Raw genomic sequence first — 15,388 nt, 5'->3', positions numbered from 1 at the left:
GCCATCGCGCAACGTGCGCGAGTTCCATATATCAGATCTCGTTCGAAGCTCTTCGACCGAGTTTACTTCTCCTCTGCTTCCAGGCGGAACCGTTCACGCAGATCCTTCTTCTTGATCTTTCCAGAGTGTGTGGTAGGTAATTCCGACAAAAATTCCAACCGGTCCGGGAACTGGAATTTCGCCAAACCCCGTTCCCCAAGAAAGTCGCGAAGTTCTGGCAGCGAGAACCTGTCCGCTCCCTCGTGCAGGACGACGCAAGCCACACTCTGCTGGCCCAGGGTTTCATCCGGCGCGCCGACGACCGCCACGTTTTCCACAGACGGATGTGCGGCGATGACGTCCTCGACGCTCTTCGGGTCAATTTTCGTGCCGCCGCGGTTGATCACGTCGTCCGCGCGGGCGATGAACTTAAACCGCCCATTCTCATCCTGGCGCAAGATGTCGCCCGAGTGGAACCAGCCCTCGGCATCCCATTGGCGGTGCGCCGCTTCTGGATTCTCATAATATCCCGCGGCAAAGTTCGGCCCGCGCGCCCACATCTCGCCCGATTCCCCTGGTGCGATGTCGTGGCCATCTTCGTCGACCAGGCGCACTTCGGTCCCAGGTATCACGAATCCTACCGTCGAGCTGAGCGCTTCGAGTGGATCGTCCGGACGGGTAGCCGTGGCCAGAAAGCCCTCGGTCCAGCCGAACATGCCGCCGACCTTGATGCCGCCGTCGGACTGAAGCCGCTCGAGCACGGAGCTCGGAACTGGGGCACCGGCGTAGATAAACAGCTTGACGCTGGACGTATCCGCACTCTTTAACTTCGGTGCATTGGTGACGTGAATGACGTGCGGCGGCGCGCCAACGAGGTAGGCCGGCTTCTCCGTCTCGATCCACTTGATCACGCGACTCGCCGAAAAGCGCTCGAGCAACAGGATGCGACCGCCCGTTGCAATGGTCATCATGACGCCCGCGAGCATGCCGGTCTGGTGACAGATGGGCGCGATGTCGAGCACGGCGTCGCCTGGTTCGTAGCCGAAGTTTTTTGCGTACGCCCGCGCCGCCCAGAGGTAGTTGGCGTGGAGTTGCACGACGCCCTTCGGCGAGCCGGTCGTACCGGAGGTAAACACCATCAGAAACGCGTCGAGGCGCGTCGGCCGATTCGCCTCAATCTCTTGTTGACCAAGGCGCTTCTCGCTGTTGCGCAGCGATTCAAACGTCAGCGCGTCCGCAGGTGCTCGCGAAATGTCGCCCTGGAGAATGACGTGTTCCAGCTGAGCGTGGTTCTTCTGAACGTCCAGCGCCATCTCGTACAGCGGCTGCCCGCGGAAGTTGTCGGCGATGATCCACGCCTTGGCTTTGGAGCGCTCGAGGCTCGACTCGATAGCTTGGCGGCCCAAGTCGATTTGCAACGACACGCCAATTGCACCGATGCGGGCGATACCGAAAACGGCCACCACGTAGTCGAGGGAGTTCGGCAACTGAATCGCGACGGTATCCCCCTTGCGAATGCCGCGATGGTACAACTCCGCGGCGACAGCCTCGACTTCCTCCCACAGTTGGGTGTAAGTCAAACTGCGCTCCTCGTCCTTGTGAACGAAATCTGGATAGAGGCGAACGTCCTGTTCCAGCACGTCGACAAACGATTCATCTGGCCAATAGCCTTGGTCGACGTACGCTTGTGCGCGCTCCACAGACAGCGTTCTGCCGGCAAAATCAAACATTTCATCGTCCCCTTTATCAAAAAGCTGATGGAATCAGTGGGTTTCGTGCTCATCCGAGGTACGTTTATCACGACTGCGGACAACGCTCGCTTCGAAGGGACGTCCCCACGCGACCAAGCGGCTGTGACGAGGGGACATGCCAAAATCAAACGTTATGCCAGACGGCCTTGAATGTACTCCACGACCCCTGCGACGGTGGAAAGCTGTCCGAAGTCGGCTTCCGGAATCTCAAGTTCGAACTCGTCCTCAAACGCGACGGCCAACTCCGTCAAATCGAGGGAATCTGCGCCCAAGTCGTCAACGAACAGACTATTTGCATGCACTTCTTCAGCCTCTACCTGCAACTGGTTCACTACGACGTTCTTCACCTTTTGTTCAATCTGCTCTTTGGTCAAAGACATGATCTATCGACTCCATTTCGTATCATTTGTCATTCGCAAAGCTGCGACGGTTTTCAGACGGCTGTCAACCGGTTCACAACCGGTGACTCAGAAGCTTTCAAAGCCTCCGGTCAACAGCGTTAGTCCGCCGTCGACTCTGATCACTTGTCCTGTAATGAAGCGAGACATATCGCTCGCGAGGAACACCGCGGCATCCGCGATGTCTTCGGTCGTCCCGAGGCGGCCAAGCGGCGTGTGTGCGATGACGTCCGCATTGTATTGGTCGTAATTCGCACCGCCGTAGAACTTCGCTGACTCGGTATCCACAACCCCTGGATTGAGGGCGTTGACCGTGATGCCCTTGGGTCCCAATTCGCTGGCCAGATAGCGCGTCATCGATTCGAGTGCGGCCTTTGCGCTCCCAAGGGTCGCATAACGCGGCAAGGTGTAGGTACTGCCCATGCTCGACATCGTGATGATGCGACCACTCTTCCCGGCCATTAGCGGAATGCAGCGCTGCGCCGCAAACACGGTACTGTGGACAACCGTGCGATACGTCTTGTCCAGATGGTAGTCCTTGAGTTGCTCAATCGGTTTGAATGCACTCGCGGCCGCACTGGCCACGAAGATGTCCAAGCTGCCCCATTCTTGTTCGACGACGTCAAACGCGGCGTTCAGCTCGTCTTGACTCTCCAATTCGGCCTTGACGAGCAGCGCCTCGCGCCCCAAGTCGCGAATCTCCTGTACGGTCTTCTCCGCCTGCTCTGCATCGCGGCGGTAATGGACCACGATATCCGCGCCCTGGCGCGCCATCGCGACGGCTGTCGCACGGCCGATGCCGCGGCTGCTCCCCGTGATAAACGCCTTCTTGCCCTCTAGCAAACCTGCCAATATCTCCACCCCTGACATCTTTTTTAGCCATCTGTGGCTGTGATCGAGCCAAGCTCGTCCCGCCAACTACGAAATTTGATAGGCGACTTCAAACGCTTCCCGAATGGCGCGCGCCGCATTGATCCCGCGACTGTCGCGGGCGCCACCGACGACGTGTACCGCAACCTTGCCCTTGAGCGCCTCTGCAAGTGTCTCGTGCGCTTCTTGTCCCGCACAGAGGATGACCTGATCAGCTTTTACGAAGACATCCCCATCCGGGGAGGTTATGCGCACGCCCTCTGGCGTGATCTCGCGGAAGTCCACATTTGTGACGACGCGGATGCCAAGGCGATTCATCTCCTGCTTCACGACCCACCGAGTACTGCGTCCGATTCCGTGACCGTACCTGTCACTGCGCGCGAGTACGGTGATCTCGCGCGGCATGGCCGGCGGCGTCGGCAGCGATTGCAACGCGAAGAACGCCTGCACGTCAGCCGGGGCATGGCTGCCCTCGGCGAGGAATGTCGCGACGTCACACCCGATTCCACCTGCGCCAATAATGGCGATTTGGCGACCAACTTGAACTTCTCCGTTCAACACCTGCGCGTAAGTGACGACGTGTGGCAGGTCAGTTCCGCGGATCTCGGGGACCCTTGGAACGACGCCCTGCGCTATCACGACGTGATCGAACATGGACAATTCATCCGGCGTAGGTTCTGTTTGCATTTTAACAGTCACGGATAGGCGTTCAAGCATTTCCCGGAAATACCGAATCGTTTCATAAAACTCGTCCTTGCCCGGAATGCGGGCGGCCATGCGGAACTGCCCGCCAATTTCAGCCTCGCGTTCGAACAGCACCACGTCGTGACCGCGCTGTGCCGCGGTCACGGCAGCCTGCAACCCGGCAGGGCCGGCGCCGACCACGGCGACCCTTCGCTTCGCAGGAGCCTCGACGACAGGCCACGACGCTTCCTGCCCCGCGCGCGGATTGACCAGACAGCTGACCGGCAAGTGCGGGCGGACCAACGTGTGATCCAGGCAGGATTGGTTACATGCGATACATACGTTGAGCCCCGCCCTGTCGCCCTCGACCACCTTCCTCGCCAACTGGCTGTCGGCTAGCCACGGGCGCGCAGGCGCGATAAAGTCCAAATAGCCGTCGGCGACGAGTGCGTCTGCCACTTCCGGAACATTTAAGCGGTTTGCCCCGATGACCGGAATGCTCACGTGTCCGCGAATCGTCCCAGCAATCGTCGCGAATCCGCCACGCGGGACTATTTGCTGCACTGTGGGCACACGTGCCTCGTGCCAACCGATGCCGATATTCAACGCGTCCACTCCGGCTTCCTGGAGTGCTTTTGCGAACGCAATCGTCTCTTCGGGCGTGGTGCTGCCGGGCATGCAATCGAGCCCGGACATCCGAAAGATAATGGGGTATTGTGCGCCGACAGCTCGTCTGATGGCCTGCACGACGTCGAGACTCATCCGCATCCGCCGCTCAAACGAGCCCCCGTACTCGTCCTCGCGGTGGTTTGTGAGGGGGGATAAGAACTGGTTGAGCAAATACCCCTCTGACCCCATGATCTCCACCGCATCGTAGCCGACGTCCATCGCCCTTCGCGCACCCTGTGCAAAAGCCAAAATGGTATCTGCGATGTCCTCGTCCGTCATCTCCCGCGGAACCTCCCGCGTCAGGCGCGAAGCGATGGGACTGGGTGCAACCGGTTGCATGCCAATCTCGTCCGCGAACGCATAGCGTCCAGAGTGGAACAACTGCAGCGCAATCTTGCCATTTACTTCGTGAACAGCTTGCGGAAGGCTCGCGAGCGCCTCGACATCGGCGTCCTCCGTGAGCACGTACATGTGGTCCGCGCCGCCCGCCTGTGTCACGGCGGCCCCCCCTGTGATGATGAGTGCGGCCATCCCCTCGGCGCGCTCCCGATAAAAGTCACACAGTTGGCCGAGCTTGTCCGGCTGCCCCTCCAATCCCATGTGCATCGAACCCATCAGGACTCGGTGAGGCAATGTCAGACTCCCAATGCGTCCAGGTTGACTGAGTGCACGGTAACGAACTTGTACGCTCTGTCTCGTCGTCATGTGGTCGCTCCTCTTCGTCCATCTAGCATCTTTGTCCCAAGTGTATCGAACCGAAAAGAACCTTGTCTATGTACGGCGTTTCACATGAAACGCTCACCATTGTGGATATCTTCGCGGTAGCAAGAATGAACCTTCAGGATAATTTATAAGCTGATATTAACACCTGGTGTTGAAAAAATCGATCTCTCAATGCTAGAATGAACCCTGTACTTAAGAAATGCAACTTCCAAAATTCCCGTGATCACGAGGATTTATGATATGTTTCGAGCATTTTCGCGGACAAATTTCGTCATTTATTACCTGGTGATAAATCGACGGTTGAATCACCGTTTTTGAGCTTCATAAAGGAGTTGGATTCATGGATCTCACCCACGCACCGCTGTTCATCGACAAAATCGACGAGACCATCCGGTCGCATCCGGACAGAATCGCCATCGTCGATCTCAGCACAGACGAGCCGATCACCCTGACGTACGCACGGCTCGACCGACTGGCGAACCGCGTCGCATCGAAGCTCGTCGAGCTCGGTGTCGAACCGGGCGACGCCGTCGCCTATCAGTTGCCGAGCAGTTGGGAGTTCATCGCCCTGACGCTCGGGCTGTGGCGCATCAGTGCCACACCGTGCCCGCTGCTTCCCTCCTTAAGAGAGCGCGAAGTGAAGTTCATCATGCAGTCCTCTGGCAGCAAATTGCTGATTGTCCCCGACGAATTCCGCAAGTTTTCCTATCGACAGCTCGTCGACGCCATTCGCGACGAGTTACCGGTCCTGGAACACGTCTTTGTCCTTCCTCAATCTGTGCGTCGACCGGAAGTGTCCGACATGGGCGGGCTGCTGACCGGCGAGACAATCGACTTGACCTCGCGCCGCCCGGGGCCGAATACCTATTCCGAACTCCTGTATACGTCGGGTACAACCGGCGAGCCGAAAGGCGTCCTACATACGCACCAAACGCTGTCGAGCGCTTTATTAGCACATACCACGACGTTGTCGCTAACGGCCGACGACCGGATTTGGGCGCCTTCCCCGCTGGCCCACCAAACGGGCTTCTTATACGGGATGCTCGTGTCTTTCTACCTCGGCGCGACAGGGATCTACCAAGCCATCTGGAACGTGGACACGGCCCGCGCGGCGATCGAGGAGCACGGGGCCACGTTCGTCCAAGCCGCGATGCCGTTTTTGGCCGACCTCACCCGCAGTGAGGTCCCGCCGAAGGGCCTGCGCATTTTCGTGGCCACCGGGGCGGCAGTCCCTCGCCAACTCGCCCGCGAGGCGCGCGCCGCATTGGCGTGCAACGTCACCGGTGGTTGGGGATCGACGGAGGCTTGTCTCGTCTGTGTCGGCCGCCCAAGCGATCCCGCCGAGAAACTCGCCGGTACCGACGGCCGCGTCATCGACGGCATGGCCATTCGCATCGTCGACGACGAAGGCAACGTCGTCCCCCCTGGCGTGGAAGGCAGCTATCAAGTCAAGACGCCCGCGATGTTCGCAACCTATTTGCATCACCACGAGTGGTACGAGGAGAGCCATGCGGGAGACGGGTTCTTCGACACGGGAGACCTCGCGCTCATCGACGAAGATGGCTTCCTCAAGTTGACCGGCCGCAAAAAGGATGTCGTCAACCGCGGCGGCGAGAAGATCCCGGTGGTCGAGATCGAGGATTTGCTGTATCAACACGAGGCCATCGCCGACGTCGCGGTCGTCGCGATGCCAGACCCCCGACTCGGGGAGCGCGCCTGCGCCTACATCGTCGTAAACGATGGCCACGAAGCGCCAGAGTTGTCCCAGATCACCGACTTTCTCGGCGACCGCGGGATGGCGAAGATCTATTGGCCAGAGCGCGTCGAGGTCATTGACGAAATGCCGAGAACGGCGAGTGGAAAGATTCAAAAATACGTTTTGCGAAACGATATCACCGAGAAGCTAAACGCCGAGCAGAAAGCCTGATCATCGATTCACGCGGCGCCATGGGACAAAAGGAGGATGCACGTTGGCGACACTCGACTTCGAACACTACAAATCTCTCGTCACGGAGTACGTCCAAGGTCCCGCCCGGGTCTTGGCAGACGAAATTGAGCGGTCTGGCAAAGTGCCACAAAGGGTCTGGGACGACCTGAATGATCGCGGATTCCTACGTCTCGCGGCGCCCCGTAACTACGGCGGGGCAGGGCTCACCTTCGAGGAATACCTGCAACTCCTGGAGCAGTTTGCCCACATGCACGGGTCCATGCGCGTTATCGTGCACGTGATGAACAGCCTCTGGCGCTCTATCGACAGCAAAGCGACGCCAGAGCAGCGGGATCAATTCGTGATTCCGTTCGTTCAAGGAAAACACCGCATCACGTTTACCCTCACCGAACCAAACTCCGGTTCAGGCGCGGATATCAAAACGACGGCGCGCCGCGACGGCTGTGACTACGTGGTCAACGGTGAGAAGTGGATGATCATCTTCAGCGACGTGGCAGACTACTTCCTATTGTTCTGCCGCCTGGAGGGGACGTCGGGCGGCGAGGGTACGCTCGCTCTGCTCGTCCCACGCGATGCGCCGGGCCTCGACATCGAGCTCATGCCATCGGCCATGGGAATCACCGGCACGGCACACGGCCACTTGCGGTTGAAAGACTGCCGCGTGCCCGCAGCCAACCGACTCGGTGCGGAAGGAGAGGGCCTCGAGGTGGCCTTCCGGGGCTTCCTGGACCCAAGCCGAACGGCCATCGGCATGACCTGCGTGGGTGCCGCATCCCGCGCCCTCGAGTTGGCTTCGCAACACGCGCTTTCGCGTGTGACCTTCGGCAAGCCGCTCGCATCGCGACAGACCATCCAGATGTGGCTTGCCGAGATGGCGACAGACATCGAGGCAGCGCGCCAACTCTGCCTTTACGCAGCGCGTCGGTTCGATGGTGGACAGCCGATTTCGACGCAAGCCGCCATGGCGAAGTTGTTTGGAACCGAAATGCTACAACGTGTCACAGATCAGGCACTTCAAATACACGGTGGAATGGGTTACTTCAAGTCTTCAGAGATAGAGCGCATCTACCGCGATGCTCGCATGCAGCGCTTTGAAGAAGGCACTTCAGAGATTCAAAAAATGGTCATTGTACGCGATGTTCTAGCCCGCGCACAAGATGAGAGGAGCGAATCATGATGGTTATCGTGTTACGTCCACAGCTGTCCGACGAACGAATCAACCGAGTTCTCACCGCGATTCAAGAAGGAGGTCACACCGGATACCAAGCCGGTCCTTCAACCATCGTCGTCCCAAAGAACGACACGTCGCTCGAGGCCTCGCTCGCGAAGTTGGCCGAGGTGGAACAGGTCGTCCCTATCAAAAGCCCGTATCCACTCGCAAGTCGTGAGTTTCACCCGGAAAACACGCTCATCAACGTTCGCGGACACCTCATCGGTGGCGGCAAACCGACCATCATGGCCGGTCCGTGCAGCGTCGAGTCGGTGGAGAACATCGTGGAAATCGCGCAGGCAGTGAAAGCCGCAGGCGGACACTTGATCCGCGGTGGCGCGTTCAAACCTCGTTCGTCCCCGTACAGCTTCCAGGGCCACGGGGAAGAGGGTCTGAAGATGCTGGCCATCGCCCGGGAAAAGACGGGTCTTGGCATCATCTCCGAAGTCATGGAGCCGGACAAAGTGGGACTCGTCGCCGAATACGTCGATATACTACAGATTGGCGCGCGCAATATGCAAAACTACCCGCTGCTGCGCGAAGTCGGAAAAGCCCGCAAGCCGGTCATGCTCAAGCGCGGCTTGTCAGGCACGATCGAAGAGTGGCTGATGGCCGCTGAGTACATCCTCGCCCAAGGCAACCCGGACGTCATCCTCTGCGAACGCGGGATTCGCACCTACGAGAAGGCGACGCGCAACACGCTCGATCTCAACGCCGTCCCGGTCGTCCAAAGCCTGTCGCACTTGCCTATCGTCGTGGATCCAAGCCACGGCATCGGCAAATCCGAGTTCGTCCGCCCGATGGCGCGAGCTGGCATTGCAGCGGGTGCAACGGGCGTCATCGTCGAAATCCACCCGAACCCGGCTCAGGCTTGGTCGGACGCGGCACAAACGCTGGACTTCGACGAGTTCCGCGCACTGGTCGACGACGTCAACCGCATCTCTGCGGCACTGGCGCCGAGCCGTCCACTCGTGCACGCGTAAACAGGTCGTCCCGTTCGACCACAAACAGGGCAGTGGCGCAACATACATCGCACGATGTAGAGGCGCCACTGCCCTGTTCGCTTTTCGTCAGATGTGCTCGAGGAGGAAGGCTAGGAAGAGAGCGGATTTGCAAAGCGGCAGAAACTCGTCCCGCCCGATGGCTGCGAGAATGCGCGCTGCCTCTCGCCTCGCCACATCGTACTGCCGCTGCGAAATGACACCCGATGCAAGTGCGGCTTCAAGCTCGTCCTCGTCGAGCAGCTCGCAGTCCCCGTCCGGCGTCACGCGTAGATCGAGAAATAAATCGTCAAACGATGGTATCCCGCGCTCGTCGAGACAAATGTTTTCACAGATGTCGATATACCACTGAACGATGTGTCCGCCTGCATCAAACATGGCGGTGACGGCATAATTGCCGCTCTGCGGAAGCTGCCCAAGCCAGAAGAAACCTTCGTCGGCGATGCAGACGGATTCGCCTTTGACGTCGATGTACAACGGATCGGCGATTTGATCGATTCTCAGCAGTGAGATAAACCCTCGAAATTCCTCTGTTTCAATCGTCCTTTGGACATAAGACTTCTTGGTCACTCGACGCCAATGATTTCTGTCCGCCGTCTTTCGCTTGATGAAACCAGCCATGCTCGTCCCCCCATACGGGCCCTCTTCACGAACCATCGCTGCTCGCACTCACCGAGTAGATACCATACTATTCCAAGCCTATCTTCTCACAGACACCAGCTAGTTGTCTAAGCTTAAATGACGTACAATAGTCACATTTCCGAAGGACACAGATCATGGAGGCGCAACGCCATGCCAACGTTCCCTGCAAACGACGTGCTACTCCGCCCGCTGTTCGAAGTACCGGTCGACGAAGTAGTCCGGTTGTACATCGACAACCGAACATTCTTAAAGCCATTTGAACCACCGCGGCCAGACGCGTATTTTACGCGCGGCGGTCAGCGCGAACTCCTCGACACTGCAGAGCGCCTGTGGCAAGGGGGCAGCGCGTACACGTTTGCCATCTGTCGACGCGCTGAGAACGACCAACCAAGTTCCATGGTCGGTCGACTCACCCTCAGCAACATCGTCCGCGGCGCGTGGCACAGCTGTACCGTAGGCTATTTTGTCTCGCAGCGGTGCAACGGGCAGGGCATTGCGACGCAGGCCCTTTCACACGCGGTCGACTTCGCCTTTCAAACGGCCGAGCTCCACCGCGTACAGGCCGCTATCATGCCGCGCAACAAGGCCTCTATCCGCGTCGTCGAAAAAGTGGGATTCCACTGCGAGGGGTTGGCCAAATACTACCTCAACATCAATGGGATTTGGGAGAACCACGCTATCTACAGCGTCACGCAGGAGCTGTGGCCACCTCGCAGCCGGAACTAACGACCAAGTGACAGCGACTGCGACCTCTTTCTCTGGATTCTCCGAGCGCGACCGAGGACGTCTCATGCAAACGGCTTTGCGAGCGCTCCGAGCTTCTCCTTCGCGAGGATGATGTGCTCCACCGTCACCCCCGCTTCGGCGTACTGCGGCGTGAAGTCCCTAGGTGCCGTGGCGTCCGGCGTGAATAGATGAACAGTCGAACTCATGTCGACAAACCAGTCCCCCCGCTCAGCGGCGGGGTGTTTGACGTCTCCCCAGACATCGCGTAAGCGCGGGCTGTAGATGCGTCGCCCAGGTTCTGGGGATTGTAAAAAGCATGGACTGTAGTGCTCGGCGAGCGCACCGCCGCGGCCGTCACAAGTGAATACGTGAGGCCAGTAGTCGGCGCGCGAGCCGGTGTGTTCGGTACTCGATGCAAAGTCGAGAATGGCTCTGTGGATGGTCGGATCGCGAAAGAGAATGCTGTAAAGCTTCTTCCCCGTTTCAATGCGGGCGTCGAGCGACGCAAACTGCGACACAGGGGCTCCGGCGAGTCGGGGGGCGGACGTCACCCTGTCGCGATACGGGAACAGCACCTGATTAAGGCCGAGCACGGCCTGCGTTTGAAATTCCAACGTGAAGATCACTTCGTCGTCGTAGTTCGGACTCTCAATGACTCTCGATTGAATGAAATTTTGTTCGTTGATAATGAGTGCGTGCGTCAACAAGGAAGAGTCTTTTGTTTGCAGGAACGTCTTCCAAATCGGCCGCATGAAGCGAGATACGCCGAGCGCCGGCAGTAGGTGCGTGAGGTCGCGCCCCAGTGACTCGCATTTCTCATATAAGAGCAGTTGCGGGTAGGCGTCCCCAAAGATGAGCCAGTTCGCCCGTTCGAGAAATTCGAAAAACCGAGTGTGCTGGGCGGTAGCTGCAATTCGTGAAAACCACTCGCCCTTGACGTCGGTCATACTAAAGCCGCCATTGCGCGAGACCATATGGGCGAGAAATGCCCAGTGCACCTCTGGCCGTGCGCGGTAAAACCGAAGGTACGCCGCCGTCCGAGTGAGGTTGTTGCGGTTGTGTTCGCCCGTCGTCTCAAGGATTTCCTCGACCACCGCCCGGTCTGCTACGGACATGGCGACCAATTCCTCGTCTTTGGCCGACTTGGCAAGCGTCGAAACCAGGTGCAGGACCTTTTTCCGATCCCGCCCCGCCGTCATCAGCCACAAAAGCTTCGCCCGGTTCATCAGAGACTGCAACATCATCCATCGTCCTTTGGTGACCGCCGCGGCACCTTTCGTCGGGGTGAGCGGGATTTAGTGACGTAACTGAAACAGTTTTTCCATTTCACCCAAAAACATGAGCACGCGAATGCGCCCTGCAATACCGCATCATTCCGGCGCCGCCTTACGCTGGGCGAAATCTGTCCAAGTACATACACAGCGCCAATAGCGGCCAGACCTCTCTGTAACTGTGATAGCAGATGTAGGCTTGGCCTGCGACAGCCGCACCGGTGGGATAGCTCTCCTCCCAGCCTCCCTCTTCACAGGCGCTGTTCATCAGAAATTCCACAGCGCGCAAAATCGGTTTTGTCAGCGCAGGCGACGCCGACATCATCGCCATCAAAGCCCATGCGGTCTGCGAGGCTGTACTATAGCCAAGCGGCTGGTAGCGGCCCAGTTGGTCGCTCGCACACGACTCCCCGAATCCGCCATCTGGGTTCTGCACTTGTTCGAGCCACGCCAAGGCTCGCTGAATGGTCGGCGTGTCGCGAGGTAGCCCCACGGCCCGAAGGCCGCGTACCGCCGCCCAGGTGCCGTAGATGAACGTGACACCCCAGCGCCCCATCCACGATCCGTCGCTCTGTTGATGCCCGGTCAACCAGTGAACCGCGTTCGTGACGGCTGACTCGGCGCGGATGCCGGTCGACCCGATGGTCTCCAGCACCCGTCCCGTGATGTCGGCCGTGGAGGGATCGGTCATCGCTTTGCCCATGTCGTTGAGCGGGATGTGTTCGAGCCACGCTTTGTTGCAGTTGTGATCAAACGGCGACCAGCCGCCATCCTCGTTCTGCATCACCAGCACCCACTTCACGCCCCGCCGCCAAGCGGCGCGGCATCGCGCCTGAACTGGATGTAAGACCTTGAGGACCGCCACGGTATCGTCCACGTCCGGGTATATCGTATTGATGTCGGAAAAGCCCCATCCGCCAGGCTTGGCCTTCGGTGCGTGCACCTGCCAATCCCCCGCGTCCACGTGTTGGTGGTTTAAGAGGTACGTAATCCCTCTCGCGAGCGCTTCGTTGCACATCGGCAGCCGCGTCGCCTGCAGAGCGCGCATCGCGAGCGCCGTGTCCCACACCGTCGACGTGAACTGCTGTTGGTGCACAGAGGGACATTGGCGATACACCATTTGCTTTAACCCCTGAATCGCCGTCTGAATCACCTTGTAGTCCGCTTCCTCGCCGACGGCCATCAGCGCGAGAACGGCGAGGACCGTGGCGAAGTGATAGCTTGCCAGCGTGCCGTTGTCCTCCAGCCGGTCGAGGATGAATTCGCGCGCGGCGTCGACGGCGCGTTGGTGTTCAAAGGGAATGCGAATATGCGGGACGGAAAACGACGGCGTGACGAGGTCTTTGACACCGACTTCGTCGGGGAGGTCGACGTGGTAGTCGAGGTGCGAGAGCAACATAAAGGGAATCATATGCAGCCTTGTATTGCTGGCAAAGTCGTAGATGTCGACCGGGGCGTGCTCTCCCCACAAGACGAAGTCGATGAACGGCGGCGGCAGTTCCCGCCACGACAGTTGGCCGGCACACGCGAGGACGATCTTCGTCAAATTTGAGGTATGGCGAATGCCGCCGTAATCTAGGATGAACTGTCGAGCCCGCTCTTCTCTACCCGAGTCCATCTCGTAGCGGGAAAGTTTCAACGCGAAGTAGCAAAGGGTCGTCAAGGACGCGTTCCCCGTCTGATCCGGATAGGCAACCCACGGCCCGTCTGACGTTTGCGCCTGTGCAATCGTTTCGCTGAGCTCGCCGACGAGCGGGTCGTCCGACTCCCCCACGAGGTGAAGAAAAATCACCATGATGGCGTCGGTCAGCGGACTCAGTTCGCAGAAGTAAGAGAAGGCGCCATCCTCGCGTTGGTGCGACAAAACGCGCGCCGCCCCGGCCTCAATTTGGCGCCCGAGAAATTGAAAATCAAAATCCATCGTATCACCCCACCCCGCTGCACAGCGTGTGCGAATCGGCGTGTCGTGATCATATGCGGGGTGGACAGTGGTTATTTTGCCGCGTTACGACAGGGGTTGTCCAACAAAAAAAGGGCCGCCAGAAAGCGGCCCGCCCCCAAATGACCTCAGTGAAGCGAGTTGTGGATGCCGTACCTGTCCAAAGAGACCTCGGATTAGTATGCTGCGCCTGCACCGTAGCCAGGTACTAACAGGAAGAACAACACGAAGATGATCAGGAATACTACTGCCCATTGCGTATAGCCGCCAAATGTTCCGTACATGTCATAACCCCCTAAGCCTGAGATGGTTTAAGGTACGTCAGGACGTCCGGTGACGACCTGGGCATCTGTCCGTGACCATTCGAGTTTCAACGTTTACCTACTCGTCCAGGTCAGACTCCGTAGGCTACCGTTTGAAGGAGGCCGCACCGTCGTCGACGAAATACGCGTGCCCGTTCAAGAACGACGCCTCGTCGCTGGCGAGAAACGCCACGACGTTTGCAACCTGCTCAGCGGTGCCAAGTTTGCGGCGCATGTGAGCTTTTTGGATCGTATTCCAGACGCGCTCGTCATCCCGCCACGCGTCGATGAGGCCCGTGTCGATCATCCCCGGAGCGATGGCCACCACGCGGATGTTATAGCGCCCGAGCTCCAGTGCGGCCGCCTTCGTCATCCCGACGACCGCCGCCTTGCTCGCATGGTACGGGAACTGATTCTTGTCGGCGATGTATGCGTAGATGGAGGCGGTATTGATGATCACGCCACCCGCGCCTTTCATCGCGTCCGCAGCCGCCTTAATGCCGTAGAAGACGCCGTCCTGATTGATGGCAATCGTCCGCTTGTACTCCTCAATCGGCAAGTCGATGACATTGTGCGATCCGTCTCCGAAAATACCCGCATTATTAAACATGATGTCGAGTTGCCCGTAGGTGTCTACAGCGTACTGGACGAGCGATTCGACGCTCTCGTACGACGACACGTCGACAAAGTGGAAGCTCGCCTCGTGTCCCGCAGCCCGTATGCTGTCCGCCACCGCTTGTCCTACAGTTTCATTTAGGTCTGCCACGACGACGCGGGCGCCTTGGCTCGCCAAAAGCTTCGCACTGGCTTGGCCGATACCGCCGGCACCCCCGGTCACAATTGCTACTTGTCCTTGAAAACGCATGGTTTATCGCCCCTGTTCGTATGCTTCAATCGTCTGCCGCCAACCTTCCGGCACAGGCGCGGGCTTTCCTCCCTCGCCGATGTAGACATAGATGTTTTCCGCCTCAAACAGCACTTCTCCGCCGCGCGTGATGGTAAACTCGACGGTCATACTGCTAGTCCCGATTCTCACGGTGCGGACCCATATTTTCAAAACGTCATCGAACGTGGCCGATTGGCGGAATTGGATCGTCGACTTGGCGAGTACGGTGCTTGGCATTCCACAGGACACGCGCAGTTCCCGGCGAAGGTACTCCGAATACGCCAAATCGAGGTAGGAAAGATAATTGGCGTTAAACACGATGCGCTGGCCATCCACTTCCGAAAACCGCACGCGCAATTCGTGATGATAACGATAGTTGTCCACTATAA

At 58.8% G+C, this 15,388-nt stretch carries 13 protein-coding genes; 4 read left to right on the top strand and 9 right to left on the bottom strand.

Going from position 1 to position 15,388, the window contains the following annotated elements:
* Window positions 1-62: 62 nt before the first annotated feature.
* From NZD89_RS04945 to NZD89_RS04930, 4 genes are all read right to left on the bottom strand, one after another.
* On the bottom strand, window positions 63-1,709 hold the full coding sequence (locus NZD89_RS04945; RefSeq protein WP_268006656.1) for a class I adenylate-forming enzyme family protein: 1,647 nt from the start codon (window positions 1,707-1,709) through the stop codon (window positions 63-65).
* Between the two features lie 152 nt (window positions 1,710-1,861).
* A complete protein-coding gene (gene acpP, locus NZD89_RS04940; RefSeq protein WP_268006655.1) occupies window positions 1,862-2,110 on the bottom strand; it encodes an acyl carrier protein in 249 nt (82 codons plus the stop codon).
* 87 nt (window positions 2,111-2,197) lie between these two features.
* Window positions 2,198-2,980 carry an SDR family oxidoreductase gene (locus NZD89_RS04935; RefSeq protein ID WP_268006654.1) on the bottom strand — a complete coding sequence of 261 codons (783 nt, stop codon included), beginning with the start codon at window positions 2,978-2,980 and terminating at the stop codon, window positions 2,198-2,200.
* Between the two features lie 66 nt (window positions 2,981-3,046).
* Complete coding sequence (locus NZD89_RS04930; protein WP_268006653.1) at window positions 3,047-5,056, bottom strand: FAD-dependent oxidoreductase; 2,010 nt, start codon at window positions 5,054-5,056, stop codon at window positions 3,047-3,049.
* A gap of 358 nt (window positions 5,057-5,414) precedes the next feature.
* Here NZD89_RS04930 and NZD89_RS04925 point away from each other — a divergent pair, with 358 nt between their 5' ends.
* From NZD89_RS04925 to aroF, 3 genes are read left to right on the top strand one after another with little or no spacing between them, the layout of a single operon-like run.
* Window positions 5,415-7,001, top strand: a complete 1,587-nt coding sequence (locus tag NZD89_RS04925; protein ID WP_268006652.1) for an AMP-binding protein — start codon at window positions 5,415-5,417, stop codon at window positions 6,999-7,001.
* 43 nt (window positions 7,002-7,044) lie between these two features.
* Window positions 7,045-8,199, top strand: a complete 1,155-nt coding sequence (locus NZD89_RS04920) for an acyl-CoA dehydrogenase family protein (protein ID WP_268006651.1) — start codon at window positions 7,045-7,047, stop codon at window positions 8,197-8,199.
* A complete protein-coding gene (gene aroF, locus NZD89_RS04915) occupies window positions 8,199-9,215 on the top strand; it encodes a 3-deoxy-7-phosphoheptulonate synthase (protein ID WP_268008394.1) in 1,017 nt (338 codons plus the stop codon). The genes NZD89_RS04920 and aroF overlap by 1 nt, the downstream gene beginning before the upstream one ends.
* An 87-nt stretch (window positions 9,216-9,302) precedes the next feature.
* On the opposite strand, the gene NZD89_RS04910 is transcribed toward aroF, so the two are convergent.
* The gene (locus NZD89_RS04910; RefSeq protein WP_268006650.1) at window positions 9,303-9,854 is read right to left on the bottom strand and encodes a ribonuclease FAU-1 family protein; all 552 of its coding nucleotides are present in this window, start codon (window positions 9,852-9,854) and stop codon (window positions 9,303-9,305) included.
* Window positions 9,855-10,025: 171 nt separating this feature from the next.
* Between NZD89_RS04910 and NZD89_RS04905 the strand changes: the two genes are divergently transcribed.
* The gene (locus tag NZD89_RS04905) at window positions 10,026-10,601 is read left to right on the top strand and encodes a GNAT family N-acetyltransferase (protein WP_268006649.1); all 576 of its coding nucleotides are present in this window, start codon (window positions 10,026-10,028) and stop codon (window positions 10,599-10,601) included.
* A gap of 62 nt (window positions 10,602-10,663) precedes the next feature.
* On the opposite strand, the gene NZD89_RS04900 is transcribed toward NZD89_RS04905, so the two are convergent.
* The 4 genes from NZD89_RS04900 to NZD89_RS04885 form a co-directional block, all read right to left on the bottom strand.
* Entirely contained in the window at window positions 10,664-11,842 is a 1,179-nt protein-coding gene (locus NZD89_RS04900; protein ID WP_268006648.1) for a DUF2515 family protein, read from the bottom strand.
* A 145-nt stretch (window positions 11,843-11,987) separates the two neighbouring features.
* Complete coding sequence (locus NZD89_RS04895) at window positions 11,988-13,793, bottom strand: terpene cyclase/mutase family protein (RefSeq protein WP_268006647.1); 1,806 nt, start codon at window positions 13,791-13,793, stop codon at window positions 11,988-11,990.
* 426 nt (window positions 13,794-14,219) lie between these two features.
* Window positions 14,220-14,978: an SDR family NAD(P)-dependent oxidoreductase gene (locus tag NZD89_RS04890; RefSeq protein WP_268006646.1), complete on the bottom strand. Its 759-nt coding sequence runs from the start codon at window positions 14,976-14,978 to the stop codon at window positions 14,220-14,222.
* Between the two features lie 3 nt (window positions 14,979-14,981).
* Window positions 14,982-15,383, bottom strand: a complete 402-nt coding sequence (locus NZD89_RS04885; RefSeq protein WP_268006645.1) for an acyl-CoA thioesterase — start codon at window positions 15,381-15,383, stop codon at window positions 14,982-14,984.
* Window positions 15,384-15,388: the final 5 nt, after the last annotated feature.

It is taken from the genome of Alicyclobacillus fastidiosus (assembly GCF_026651875.1).
Taxonomy (GTDB): domain Bacteria; phylum Bacillota; class Bacilli; order Alicyclobacillales; family Alicyclobacillaceae; genus Alicyclobacillus; species Alicyclobacillus fastidiosus.
The sequence above is the reverse complement of the archived record's forward strand: the minus strand, read 5'-3'. Positions and strand labels throughout refer to the sequence as shown.

Bases quoted from the DNA above. Each gene is read 5' to 3' on its own strand.
- NZD89_RS04945 (WP_268006656.1), bottom strand. From the start codon at position 1,709: ATGTTTGATTTTGCCGGCAGAACGCTGTCTGTGGAGCGCGCACAAGCG.
- acpP (WP_268006655.1), bottom strand. From the start codon at position 2,110: ATGTCTTTGACCAAAGAGCAGATTGAACAAAAGGTGAAGAACGTCGTA.
- NZD89_RS04930 (WP_268006653.1), bottom strand. From the start codon at position 5,056: ATGACGACGAGACAGAGCGTACAAGTTCGTTACCGTGCACTCAGTCAA.
- NZD89_RS04925 (WP_268006652.1), top strand. From the start codon at position 5,415: ATGGATCTCACCCACGCACCGCTGTTCATCGACAAAATCGACGAGACC.
- aroF (WP_268008394.1), top strand. From the start codon at position 8,199: ATGGTTATCGTGTTACGTCCACAGCTGTCCGACGAACGAATCAACCGA.
- NZD89_RS04910 (WP_268006650.1), bottom strand. From the start codon at position 9,854: ATGGCTGGTTTCATCAAGCGAAAGACGGCGGACAGAAATCATTGGCGT.
- NZD89_RS04905 (WP_268006649.1), top strand. From the start codon at position 10,026: ATGCCAACGTTCCCTGCAAACGACGTGCTACTCCGCCCGCTGTTCGAA.
- NZD89_RS04900 (WP_268006648.1), bottom strand. From the start codon at position 11,842: ATGTTGCAGTCTCTGATGAACCGGGCGAAGCTTTTGTGGCTGATGACG.
- NZD89_RS04895 (WP_268006647.1), bottom strand. From the start codon at position 13,793: ATGGATTTTGATTTTCAATTTCTCGGGCGCCAAATTGAGGCCGGGGCG.
- NZD89_RS04890 (WP_268006646.1), bottom strand. From the start codon at position 14,978: ATGCGTTTTCAAGGACAAGTAGCAATTGTGACCGGGGGTGCCGGCGGT.